The following is an 11,384-nucleotide window of genomic DNA, read 5'->3' on the forward strand; positions in this document are numbered from 1 at the left end:
CAGGCACTTATACCAAAAATCCCCCAGGGCACATGCCTCGGGGGATTTTTTTTGCGTTAAAAAAACGATAGTCTGCGACTTATTGTTTAACAATTTTGATGTATTGGGTGATTTGAAACTCGGATAAACAGGTTTTAAAGATTGGTATAACAACAGGTTGCGTATTTGTCATGGTATTGTAGGCGAGCACCATCTAGTATTATGGTGAATGTGTTATGACGTAAAATCTCAGGAGGAGAAGCATATGACGATGTCATTAGCCAAGAAGTCAGCAATCGCACTATTGATGACCTTTATGGCAGGTGGTCTGATCGCTTGCGATAATAAAGGGCCTGCTGAAAAAGCTGGTGAAAGCATTGATGAGAGCGCGGAAAGTGCCGGTGAGAGCATGGAAGATCTAGGCGAAAATATTGAAGATGCTGCCGAAGACTAGGCCGAGCATTAGCTACATGCATTAGCCAAAGCAGTCGCCGAAAAGCGGCTGCTTTGTTGTTTGTGGAATGTCGACTATGGTGCTAACAGCGATAAATGATTCTAATAACGATAACAGCTGAAATGTAGGAGCCAGCGTGCAAATACAGCGTGATAAAAGCTTGCTCTTAATGGTCGACTTTCAAGCGCGGCTGCTGGCTGTGATTGACGGCGGTGAAGATGCTGTTAGCGAAGCGGCTTGGCTCGGCAGAATAGCGTGCTTGCTTGAGGTGCCCGTATGGCTAACCGAGCAATCGCCAGACAAGCTGGGAGGCACGTCGACGTCACTACTCGCCTGTCTGGGCAACAACTATCGGCTCAGGCAAAAGCAGTCTTTTGGCGCCATGGCTGAAGATGATTTTCGCCAAGCGCTGAACGCGACGGGGAAAACACAGATCGTCTTGTGTGGAACAGAAGCCCATATTTGCGTACTGCAAACAGGATTAGGGCTATTAGAGGCAGGCTACAAGCTGTACTGGCTGAGCGATGCTTCGGCTAGTCGACGTCCACAGGAAGCGGTGCTTGCCCGTGAGCGCGCCTGTCAGAGCGGGGCCATCGCGGTATCCGCCGATATGGTGGCCTATGAATGGCTACACCGTTGCGACACGGCGCTATTTAAAGAGGCACACCAGCAGTTTTTGAAGCCCCGCTCAGCGCGCCCTGTCCGTTTCTTCTAGGCCTGATTCTCTAGCGATCCGTTTCTTTACGGGTGAAAACGAAGTTATCACCTTGTGATGAAGCGGCATCGAAGCGATAGCCCGCGATGGTAAAGTCTTTAAGGCGGTTTGGATCGTTGATCTGCTCCTTTATAAGCCAAGCGCTCATCAGGCCGCGCGCTTTTTTGGCATAAAAGCTAATGATTTTGAACGTGCCATTTTTCTCGTCTTTGAACACCGGTGTAATGATTCTCGCGTTGAGTTTTTTAGTATCTACCGCTTTAAAGTATTCATTAGACGCGAGATTGACCAGTACGTTAGAGCCACTTTCAGCAATCGCTTCACTGAGAGCAGGTGTCAAAATGGGCTTCCAGTAGGCGTAAAGATCACTACCGGCGCTATTGGCCAGCTTAGTGCCCATTTCCAGGCGGTAGGCTTGAATTAAATCCAATGGCCGTAGCAGGCCATATAAGCCGGAAAGTATGCGTAAGTGTGACTGCGCATAGCGATTGTCGGAATCGCTAAACAGCTCCGCTTGTAGGCCGGTGTAGACGTCACCTTGAAAGGCCTGAGCTGCAGGTTTTGCATTACTTAATGTAAAGGGTGGCTGCCATTCTTTAAAACGCGCGGCGTTCAGCCCCGCCAGCTTATCGCTGATGCCCATCAGCTCGCTGATTTGCTGAGGCGAGTAATCGTGCAAAATATCGATAAGCGGTTGGCTGTGCGATAAAAAGCTGGGTTGAGTGACGTCGTCAGTCGTTGACGGTGTTTCAAAATCTAGCGTTTTCGCCGGTGAAATAACGCTTAGCATCGCGTACTCCTGGAATCATCATTAGTGAGTGCAGTATACCAAGCCTTGGCGAAGGCCGAGGCTATAGACGCGATAGCTTGGTGCATGAGGGGGTAGTGCGGTTTAAAGACTGCCCCTAGAAGCAGTCTTTACCATCTATTTTTTAAAATCTTTTATGGGCAGGGATTCGACATTCGGCGGTGGATGCTTTCGATCGCCTCTAATACGTCGTCATCAAGCTTTAGACTTTCGCTAGCAAGGTTGCTTTCCAGTTGGTTCATGGTGGTAGCGCCAATAATATTGCTGGTTAAGAAGCTGCGTGAGTTAACAAACGCGAGCGCCATTTGTGCCGGATCCAAATCATGCTGTTGGGCCAATGTCACGTAAGCCTGCGTCGCGGCTTCTGCTTCTGGGGAGGTATAGCGTTTGAAGCGCTCATAAAGTGTCAAGCGACCTTTCGATGGCTGAGCACCGTTAAGATATTTGCCCGAGAGCACGCCAAACCCTAGCGGCGAATAGGCAAGTAGGCCGACGTCTTCGCGATGAGCAATCTCAGCCAAGCCCACTTCAAAGGAGCGGTTGAGAAGATTATAGGGATTTTGAATCGAGGCCACACGCGGTAGATCAAGCTGATCAGCTAGCTGCAGTGACCGCATCACTCCCCATGGTGTTTCATTAGAAAGCCCAATGGCACGTACCTTGCCTGCATCGACTAACTCTTTAAGCGCCGAGAGCGTCTCTTCGAGTGACGTCGCTTCTTCTTCATCAGTATGCACATAGCCTAATTTGCCAAAGAAGTTGGTTTGGCGGTCTGGCCAGTGAAGCTGGTAGAGGTCAACGTAATCCGTGTTTAGCCGGTCGAGGCTGCTATCAATGGCGCGGTGGATATGATCGCGCGTTAGCCGAGGCCCCCCACGGATATGTTCAATGCCTGGGCCGACGGCCTTTGTGGCAATAATGACATCGTCTCTTGGGCCACGCTGCTTTAGCCAGCTACCGACATACTGCTCGGTGAGACCTTGAGTTTTGGCGAGCGGAGGAACGGGATACATTTCAGCGGTATCAATGAAATTAATACCAAACGCCACGGCGCGATCAAGCTGTTCGTGAGCCTCGGCTTCGCTATTTTGCTCACCAAACGTCATCGTTCCTAAGCAGAGTCTACTGACCTCCATACCCGTTCTGCCAAGTGGGCGCGTTTGCATATGTATCTCCTTGCTAAGGTGGAATTGCGACAAGATAAGCAGCCATTACCCGCATAGTTCACGGCGTGTGTAGGGCATGTTAGCGAGGCGTTGCACAAGCAGCAAATTAATGGGGTTGAGTCGTCGCAAAGGCAGGCGTATGCTTGCCAGCCCGTCGACCGGCTAAAGGCCGGTTTCTCGTGTGGTTGGCGTCAATTTTTGAGTGATTGCTAGCCCAAGGTTTCAACAGATAGGCAGGTTTGTTTGCCATGTTGCAGGCATCAATGTTGTTTATTCAGCTAGAATTTAGATTGGCCGAAAGGTTGTCTCATAATCGCTGGCTGCTGCCGCGCTCAAAGCGTACGCAGCGCTTAACGATGCGTTTATTTAAACGCTGTGCAGACGCGGGGCATCCTGATGCGCTGTCTATGTATGGCCACATGTTGTTTCATCGCAGCCAAACCCCGCAAGATAAAGCGCGCGGTGCGCGTTACGTTTTGGAAGCTGCGCATGCAGGGCACCTAAAGTCACAGTATCAGGTCGCGCAAATTCACGAACATGGCTGTGTTCAATACCCGCGTCGCGAAGACTACGCGGTTACTTGGTACGCGCGTGCCGCTCAAGCCGGCCATTGTTTAGCCGCTGAGCGCCTTGCTCAAGCCTATCGCTTGGGTGAGTTAGGGTTGGCCGTTGACGGTGAGCAGGCGGCTTACTGGCAGCGACAGGCTATTCCACAGCCGCTAGACGAAGCAGCCGCGGCCTGAAGCCGAGACTGCTTGTTGATTGAGTGAGGAAGTTTGTGTCCGAGACGCTACCTACAGTGCTAGATATTGAAGCATCCGGGTTTGGGCGTGGCAGCTATCCTATTGAAGTGGGTATCGCACGTGCCGATGGAAGCTGTTGCGCTTTCCTCATTCAACCACTGGATGAGTGGACACACTGGGATCCTAAGGCCGAACTGCTGCACGGTATCTCCCGTGATCGCCTTGCTCGTGAAGGTTATCCTGTCCGTCAAGTCGCGCAATGGCTGAATGATGAGATGAGTGAGCTGGGAAAGGCCTACAGCGACAGCTGGGGCTACGACAATACCTGGCTCTCATTGCTCTTTCACCACGCAGGAATGCTGCCGCGCTTTCGTCTTGAAGCATTAAGGATTTTGCTTAGCGAAGACCAGCAGGCACTGTGGAGCGATACCAAAGAAACGCTGATCACCGAGCGCGGCATTCACCGCCATCGAGCGGGTGAAGATGCCCGCTTACTGCAGCTTACCTATCAGCATACCCGCCATCTCACCGAGCATGCGGGCCGCTAGTCACGTTTTACTCTTTCTGCACTATATCTTCTCCTTCCGCCCTATAGCTGTTCTTCTAACGCATCCAGCAATTCATTGGACGTCGCTGCGTCCAGTAACATGTCGCGAGTCACCGAGGCTAAAAAGCCATGGCCGACGGTGCTGTCTAGAAAGGTAAGCAACGGTGAGTAGAACTCATCAATATTCAGCAAGCCCATCGGCTTGGTATGCAGACCTAGATACCCCCACGTCCATGTTTCAAACAGCTCTTCAAATGTCCCAATACCGCCGGGTAAGGCAATAAAAGCATCGGCATTCGCCGCCATGGTGGCTTTGCGTTCGTGCATATTGCGCACTCGGATCAGTTCGCTTAAGCCAAAATGCGCCTGCTCGCGATCAACTAAGTGGTCGGGCATCACGCCAATGACGTTGCCGCCAGCTTCCAACGCTGCATTAGCCAGCTCGCCCATAAGGCCAAGGCGTGCGCCGCCATAAACCAGCGTGTGGCCACGTTCAGCCAGTGCGCGGCCGAGCGCATTGGTTGCCTGACGAAAGCCTGGGCTGTTGCCTTCGCGGGAGCCAAGATAAACGCAAATTCTAGACATCCAGTTAATTCCTTATGCTAAAAATGAGCGGCTGTTAGGGCAGGTGGCGATCGATCTGATGCTGCTGATCCATCCATTGCCCGATCACATTGTCACCACATAGATGGTGGGCGTACTGAGTATGCAGGCAGCGAATCTGTTGCCAATTACTAATGCCGCCAATGCCGCGCTTGGTCAGCACGTCGGTATAGCCGAGCTGTGCGACTTCATCACGCTGAGTATCGCTCATATAGTCCCAGCGAGCGGTGACGTAATCGCGGTGGCTCTGTTGGTAAGCCTCAAGAAACTCGGGCTCTTCCTGTAAGCGTTGCTCCAGCGCTTTAATAACGCCAACGGCTTCAATGCGTGAAATCTCGACTTTAAGCACGTCTGAGCATAGCCAGTAAAGCGTTGGAAAGGGTTTACCATCGACAATGGGAGCCATGCGCAGAACTAGTGGCGTACCTTCACCGTCAGTGGCGGCAACGGCTTCGATACCACGCGGTGCACGGCCAAGTTGTTGGGTAATAATGGCGAGCTGACGCTCGTCAGGAATCTGATTGGTGCGTATCACCATTGGGCTGGTCTCTCACAAATTTATTTGAGCGGCCAACAGCACGGAAAAAGCAGCGGTTGAGCTGTTCGGGTGACGCGACATAGCACCACGTCCGCTCACAGTATTCAGCGGCTCGTGCCATTAACACGTCATAAAGGCGGTTGAAGGGGGCATCATAATCGTAGGGGTCGGCACCGAACAAGCGGATATGTGGATAGTCGGCGAAGCGTTCCATAAAATAATGCTCAAGGTCGGCCTCGACAGCGCGATGCTGGGCAACGTTGTCAGGGTCTAGCCAGAGAGTGTAACGGATTGCCATTATACGGGCTCCTGTTGCCCCAGCTGGTTGGGGCGACGTCAATCAAGCAGGTTCAGGCGCATCCTGTACATGCGCCGTTAGCGCTTCGCGCAGGCCGTCCTTGATGGGCACGGCGCATTTGGCCTGATGGTCATACTGCACCATAACGGCGTGACCAAGATTGGTGAGCTTGCTGTGCTGGCGTGCTTCCTGGGTCACTGTAAATGAGCTATTGCCTAGTCGGGTTAAGTAAGTGCGTATTTCGATATCGTGACCGTAAAACAGTTCAGCTCGATAGTCGACTTCCATGCGCGCCATGATCAAACGCCACTGCTTGGGGTTTAAATCGGGTGTGAAGAGCTTAAACAAGTCATTGCGGGCGAGTTCAAACCACGCGGGCAGCCGCGTGTTATTAATATGCCCTAGCGCGTCGGTGTCATAAAACGCGGGCTCAATAGTGCGGGTAAACATGGCGTATCCTCATTGTTAGCAACGAAGCTCGTTCAGGATTATCCCAACCAAGCACTTGGTCAAGGGGTGCGGCGTTGATACCAAGCGGTCAACTGCATCCATCCCAGCAGCCATAGCGTCGCCGCTGCGAACCCAGTCAATGTGCCCCACCAAAGGCCCAGCGAACTAAAAGTGTAGGAAACGCATAGCGTGTAACTGAGCAGTGAGCCTAGGCCCATCGGGAAATGCTTAATGACAGTGGCTACCGGTGCCATTCCATGGCTCAAGTGAAGGATCAGCAGAAAGGGCAGCATAGTGACAGGAAAAGCAGCCAGGGTGCCAGCCCAGGCGGGCGGTAGCCAATGCGCTAGCCGCGTGATTGTAAACACGATGACGGTTGCAAGGCAGGCGCGCGCGGCCAGCGCGGATAGTGAAAATGCACGGCTAGCGGGGCTTTTTACATCAGGGATCGCGCGGAACAGCGTACTAAACACGCCAATAGCGCACAGTGTTACTAGCGTGCCGCTGAGCCGGCTGAAGTCAAACTGAGTGAGCAGGCTACTGGCAGCGAACCATGCTATAAAGCCACCGGCTACGCCGCTAGCCATGCCTTTAATGCCAGGCTGTCGTCCGCCTGCCACTAAGTAACCGGCGCCTAGCGCTATTGTCGAGGTAAAGCCCGCCAACGTATGTGTCGCGCTTTGGGTTGCAAATGCCGGGGAAATTTCTAAACCGATAAAAAATAGTGTCAAGGACGTTCCTAGCGGGTAGCCGGCGAGTAGCCCGGCCGTACGAGGGCTCGTACGCGTCGCAATCGCACCCAGGCCCAATACCATACTGATTGAGAGGCCGAGTTTTGCTAGCTGCCAAGTAAGCGGAATTTCTAACATGCGGCGCTGCCCTTACGGTTATGGTATTGCTATTGTGATTTAGACTAAGCGCAGCCCTTGCTGGTCACGCCACGCGGCCTCTAGTGCGTGTTGTAACGGTGCTTTTAAGTGCGCGGGGAGCGCCTCATGAGCGGCCTGTAGCGAGTCAAACGATCGGTTCCGTAGCCAGCAGTAGGCCCAGGCACAGGCTTCGGCATCACTATCCGGTGCCGGGCGAGCGGGCATTTGATTGAGCAGAAATACCGCTGTACGGGGTGCCCAGAGGGGGATTTCATCCGCGCTGGCCGTGCTCCATGCATTGAGCGTTGAGCCGCTCGGCGTACTCTCAGGCTCACCCAGCTTTGCCACCCGTGCCGTCTCGGCGAGAATTAGCGCCAAGCGGTCAGCATCCGCCTGGCCTAGTGCACGCCACTGGCGCAAAAGGGCGGGAAGCCCAGCGCGCATCTTGGTATAAAAGTCATCTTGCGGCATGCTCAGCACAACTCCTATTGAATGAGTGAGATTTTTTATGGCCTATGATTTTGCCACGCCTATTGACCGTCGCTACCCAGAAGGTGGCTGGGCATCACAGAAATGGCACCGCTACGGTGACGATATCCTACCTCTGTGGGTTGCCGATATGGACTTTTACTCGCCGACAGCGGTCATTGATGCGCTGCAGGCGAGAGTGGCCCACGGTGTTTATGGCTATGGCGAAGTGCCGGCTACGTTAACAGAAACGTTGTGTCAGTGGAGTGCTCAGCACTATGACTGGCGCATTCAACCCGAGTGGCAGCAATGGTTGCCAGGGGTGGTGCCGGCATTGCATCTAGCAGCGTTGGCCCTGACTGAACCTGGCGACGGCGTATTGACCGTCGCACCGATCTATCCACCGTTCTTGGCGGTGGCTGAGCGAACGGGGCGGCTGCCTCAGCAGGCTATGTTGGCGCAACCTACCGCGCCGGGCGCGCCTTGGCAGCTCGATATCGCTGCCCTGGAGGCGGCCATTACACCTAGAACACGCTTGTTGCTGTGGTGTCAGCCTCATAACCCTACCGGCCGTGTATGGCGGCATGAAGAGTTGGCAGCGCTGGCGGCGTTGGTGGAGCGCCACGACCTTTGGGTAGTGTCAGACGAGCTGCACTGTGACCTGCTATTAAACGAGGGCGCGCAGCATCGCCCGTTGGCTGCGGCGTTTCCTGAGCTAGCGAAGCGCACCATTACGCTTTGGGCACCGTCTAAAACGTTTAATTTAGCCGGTTTAACCAGCGCCTGCGCGGTGATCCCCGATGCTACGCTGCGCAAGCAATTTGCCGCCGCAGCAAAAGGACTACTTCCTGACGGTAATGTGCTTGGCCTAGTGGCGGCTGAGGCCGCTTATCGTGAGGGAGAGGCATGGCGGCAGGCACTGTTAAACGTATTACGCGAGAATCGCGACACCCTGCAAGCGCGCGTAGCGACGTGGCCGGGCGTTAATTGGCATGCGTCTGAAGCCACCTATTTGGCATGGCTAGATATGCGCGAGGCGGGGCTAGGTGAGGCGCCATCTCAAGCGCTGCTAAGCGAGGTAGGCGTGGCACTCTCGGACGGAGCAGCCTTTGGTTGCCCCGGCTTTGTGCGGCTTAACTTTGGCACCACGGCTTCTCAGCTGGAAGTGGCGCTGTCGCGTATGGATGCCATGTTGAAAAAGAGAGACGTTAGATACGGAGATTAAGGCATTGCTAAGTACAGGAAGGGGGCGTGGACTAAGCGCCGCGACCCCTTATCCGAGAGGATGTGCTACTGGCGCTGCTGCAGCTCTGCAATCAGGCGATCGTTCATGGCATACATATCATCACACAGCGCCTGAGAAGGCTGGTGGTTAGAACCAGGTTCCATCATTTCCAGTTCGTCTGTGTGCTTAGTAATCGTACTGTTCACACCCGCATTCTTAAGAATGCTTTCCATTTCAGCCATTACATCGTTGTTTTGAGCGTCCGAGGGCATTCTTTGTTCGGCAAACTGTGCTATCTGAATTTGAACTTCCTGATTGGCAGTCATCAACGCTTCGGCTGAGCACTCTTGTGTTTGTGCGCTAGCAGCATGGCTGACGAAAGCACCTAGGAGCACGAGTGTGGGGATAGTTTTTTTCACGAAACGATACATCCTATGATAATGGGCAATCGCCTATGCTATAACAATTTTAGGCCAGTTGCTAAGGTATCAAGCAAGTGACAATACTCGCTGGAACGAGCGCTGCGTACTACCTAATGTATAGTATTGAAAGCCAGCTTCCAGTCAGTATTTATAGAAGTAATAGACAAGCAGTGTGATCAAGCCGAACGGCCTAACGCTGGCACCACCTCCCGCTTCTTAGCGGGAGGTGGTGCCAGGCATGGACGCAGTGCTTAAGAAGGCGTGAAAAGTTGCTTAATAGAGCATGGCAAAGAGTTTGCGGCGGTAGGCAACGGTCAGTGGATGGTCCGCGCCTAGTGCATCGAACGCCTGAAGGAGCGTTTTGCGCGCTGCGTCATCGTTGTAGGCGCGGTCTTGCTTCATCAGCGCAAGCAGCGCCTGTAGGCCTTCATCGTAGTGGCCATCCGCGATTTGACGCAGCGCTCGTTGATACTGCGCTTCGCTATCGGTGCGATCAGCAAGCGCGACGATCTCTTCAGCCGAGAGTGCCTGCTCGCTAAACTCGATGCTGGCACGTACTCCACGCGCCAGCGCGGCATCGCGCTCTTCTGGGGGCAAATTGTCCAGCACGTCTCGCGCTTCGTCACAGCGGTTTTCGGCGACCAGCACACGCGCAAACGCTATTTGATAGGCGTAGTGTTCAGGATATTGACCGATGAGCGTTTGATAAATATCGCGCGCGCCGGCGGTATCGCCTGCCTTTAGCGCTTCTTCCGCCTGATCTTCTGGGCTGGGCGGAGCTTCACCTGGAGCGGGAAAGTAGCGGTTTAACCACTCACGCACTTCTTTTTCAGGCAGCGCGCTTTGGAAGCCATCCACTAAGCCGCCCTGGCTGATGAGCTTTACATCAGGCACCGATCGCACGCCTAGCTGGCCAGCAATTTCTGGGTTGGCATCAATGTCTAGCTTGGCCAGGAGGAAGGCGCCAGCGTATTCAACCGCAAGCCTATCCAGCACCGCGAGTAGCGTCTTGCATGCCTCATTAGCAGGCGAGTAGCAGCCCATGAGCACCGGGACTTGCTTTGATGCTTCCAGGATCGGCTGAATATTGCCGGCATTCAGCTCGATAATGACATCTTCGGAGCGTACGTTTACTTGCTCAGCGCTCGGGGCGGTCGTTGCGGTATTGCCAGGGTCGGCAGTAAGCGGCTTACCCGAGCGGGGATCAATAATTTGCATGGCTAGACTCAACCTTTAAAAAGAAAAAAGCTGCCCATGATATGCAGGCGCAGAGGGGAATATTCAACCGCGACATGGGCTGCCTGTGAATATAGACGTGTATGAATCATGCTATAACAATGGGAAAGCTGATACGGTGTTCGTATATTAGAGGCGTTACAAGTTAAAATGCGCCGTCATGGAAGGAATGCTGATGATGTTAGTGAAACCACCTCGGCTAAGCCTGTGTCTTCTCTGCATTGTTGTTTGGGCGTTATGCACAAGCACGTCTTATGCTCAGGGCGAGCAAACGTATCGTCAGGATATTGAAGAGTGTTTAGCGGCGACAGACACCTTTGGAGAGAAGGTCGATTGCATTGGTCAGCCGGCGCATGAGTGCATGGCTAATCGTAGCGATGGCAATACGGCAGAGGCGATGACCGAATGCTATGAGGGTGTGCTGCAGTCTTGGGATGCTAGGTTGAGTGAGGCCTATAGTGCAATGCAGACTGAGCAATCCACAGAGCTTCTGCGCACACAGTTACTCGATGCGCACCGCACTTGGCTGTCTTTTCGCGATGGCATGTGTAAATTCATTGCGGTTCAAGACCCTACCATCGCCAATCTTTCTGAGATGCAGTGCGTCACGCAGCTGACGGGCGAGCAGGCGCTGCGCTTAGAATCTATGTTGGAGTAGTGCATTCTTGAGTGAATTAAGCTTAGCTGCCAAAGACTGATCGTCGGCAGGGATATCATTCAGCATAGATAGACATAGATAAATAGGGGGTTTTCTGGAACCCAGAAAACAAAAAAACCAACACCGGTAAGGTATTGGCTTCTTCTATATTTGGTAGCGGGGACCGGATTTGAACCGATGACCTTCGGGTTATGAGCCCGACGAG

The 11,384-nt window shown here is 53.4% G+C and carries 16 protein-coding genes; 6 read left to right on the forward strand and 10 right to left on the reverse strand.

Annotation, left to right across the window (positions count from 1 at the left end; translation table 11 throughout):
• Positions 1-244: 244 nt before the first annotated feature.
• Both ACTH5D_RS15340 and ACTH5D_RS15345 read left to right on the forward strand, forming a co-directional pair.
• Complete coding sequence (locus ACTH5D_RS15340) at positions 245-433, forward strand: hypothetical protein (RefSeq protein WP_441672760.1); 189 nt, start codon at positions 245-247, stop codon at positions 431-433.
• A 136-nt stretch (positions 434-569) separates the two neighbouring features.
• Positions 570-1,148, forward strand: coding sequence for an isochorismatase family protein (locus ACTH5D_RS15345; RefSeq protein WP_441672762.1), 579 nt, complete (start codon positions 570-572; stop codon positions 1,146-1,148).
• A 10-nt stretch (positions 1,149-1,158) separates the two neighbouring features.
• Here the strand turns inward: ACTH5D_RS15345 and yaaA are convergent, their stop codons facing one another.
• The gene (gene yaaA / locus ACTH5D_RS15350; protein WP_441672764.1) at positions 1,159-1,938 is read right to left on the reverse strand and encodes a peroxide stress protein YaaA; all 780 of its coding nucleotides are present in this window, start codon (positions 1,936-1,938) and stop codon (positions 1,159-1,161) included.
• Positions 1,939-2,090: 152 nt separating this feature from the next.
• A complete protein-coding gene (locus ACTH5D_RS15355) occupies positions 2,091-3,122 on the reverse strand; it encodes an NADP(H)-dependent aldo-keto reductase (RefSeq protein ID WP_441672766.1) in 1,032 nt (343 codons plus the stop codon).
• 248 nt (positions 3,123-3,370) lie between these two features.
• Here ACTH5D_RS15355 and ACTH5D_RS15360 point away from each other — a divergent pair, with 248 nt between their 5' ends.
• Positions 3,371-3,865 (forward strand): tetratricopeptide repeat protein, encoded by a 495-nt coding sequence (locus ACTH5D_RS15360; RefSeq protein ID WP_441672768.1) that lies wholly within the window; start codon positions 3,371-3,373, stop codon positions 3,863-3,865.
• Positions 3,866-3,900: 35 nt separating this feature from the next.
• Entirely contained in the window at positions 3,901-4,413 is a 513-nt protein-coding gene (locus ACTH5D_RS15365) for a hypothetical protein (RefSeq protein ID WP_441672770.1), read from the forward strand.
• Positions 4,414-4,454: 41 nt separating this feature from the next.
• Here the strand turns inward: ACTH5D_RS15365 and ACTH5D_RS15370 are convergent, their stop codons facing one another.
• From ACTH5D_RS15370 to ACTH5D_RS15395, 6 genes are read right to left on the reverse strand one after another with little or no spacing between them, the layout of a single operon-like run.
• The gene (locus ACTH5D_RS15370; RefSeq protein ID WP_441672772.1) at positions 4,455-4,997 is read right to left on the reverse strand and encodes a TIGR00730 family Rossman fold protein; all 543 of its coding nucleotides are present in this window, start codon (positions 4,995-4,997) and stop codon (positions 4,455-4,457) included.
• A 34-nt stretch (positions 4,998-5,031) separates the two neighbouring features.
• Positions 5,032-5,553 (reverse strand): DUF501 domain-containing protein, encoded by a 522-nt coding sequence (locus tag ACTH5D_RS15375; RefSeq protein WP_441672774.1) that lies wholly within the window; start codon positions 5,551-5,553, stop codon positions 5,032-5,034.
• The gene (locus tag ACTH5D_RS15380; protein WP_441672776.1) at positions 5,525-5,851 is read right to left on the reverse strand and encodes a hypothetical protein; all 327 of its coding nucleotides are present in this window, start codon (positions 5,849-5,851) and stop codon (positions 5,525-5,527) included. Before ACTH5D_RS15380 ends, ACTH5D_RS15375 begins: the two co-directional genes overlap by 29 nt.
• Before the next feature lie 42 nt (positions 5,852-5,893).
• Complete coding sequence (locus ACTH5D_RS15385; RefSeq protein ID WP_441672778.1) at positions 5,894-6,301, reverse strand: acyl-CoA thioesterase; 408 nt, start codon at positions 6,299-6,301, stop codon at positions 5,894-5,896.
• Positions 6,302-6,360: 59 nt separating this feature from the next.
• Positions 6,361-7,170 (reverse strand): hypothetical protein, encoded by an 810-nt coding sequence (locus ACTH5D_RS15390; protein ID WP_441672780.1) that lies wholly within the window; start codon positions 7,168-7,170, stop codon positions 6,361-6,363.
• A gap of 39 nt (positions 7,171-7,209) precedes the next feature.
• Positions 7,210-7,641: a hypothetical protein gene (locus ACTH5D_RS15395; protein WP_441672782.1), complete on the reverse strand. Its 432-nt coding sequence runs from the start codon at positions 7,639-7,641 to the stop codon at positions 7,210-7,212.
• A gap of 37 nt (positions 7,642-7,678) precedes the next feature.
• Here ACTH5D_RS15395 and ACTH5D_RS15400 point away from each other — a divergent pair, with 37 nt between their 5' ends.
• Positions 7,679-8,863 (forward strand): MalY/PatB family protein, encoded by a 1,185-nt coding sequence (locus ACTH5D_RS15400; protein WP_441672784.1) that lies wholly within the window; start codon positions 7,679-7,681, stop codon positions 8,861-8,863.
• Positions 8,864-8,928: 65 nt separating this feature from the next.
• On the opposite strand, the gene ACTH5D_RS15405 is transcribed toward ACTH5D_RS15400, so the two are convergent.
• Together ACTH5D_RS15405 and ACTH5D_RS15410 are read right to left on the reverse strand one after the other, a co-directional pair.
• Positions 8,929-9,282, reverse strand: a complete 354-nt coding sequence (locus ACTH5D_RS15405) for a hypothetical protein (protein WP_441672786.1) — start codon at positions 9,280-9,282, stop codon at positions 8,929-8,931.
• 276 nt (positions 9,283-9,558) lie between these two features.
• Positions 9,559-10,503 carry a co-chaperone YbbN gene (locus ACTH5D_RS15410; protein ID WP_441672788.1) on the reverse strand — a complete coding sequence of 315 codons (945 nt, stop codon included), beginning with the start codon at positions 10,501-10,503 and terminating at the stop codon, positions 9,559-9,561.
• A 196-nt stretch (positions 10,504-10,699) separates the two neighbouring features.
• On the opposite strand from ACTH5D_RS15410, the gene ACTH5D_RS15415 reads away from it, so the two are divergent.
• Positions 10,700-11,179, forward strand: a complete 480-nt coding sequence (locus tag ACTH5D_RS15415; protein WP_441672790.1) for a lysozyme inhibitor LprI family protein — start codon at positions 10,700-10,702, stop codon at positions 11,177-11,179.
• The last annotated feature ends 205 nt before the right edge of the window (positions 11,180-11,384 follow it).

It is taken from the genome of Halomonas sp., from assembly GCF_052095695.1.
GTDB lineage: Bacteria > Pseudomonadota > Gammaproteobacteria > Pseudomonadales > Halomonadaceae > Vreelandella.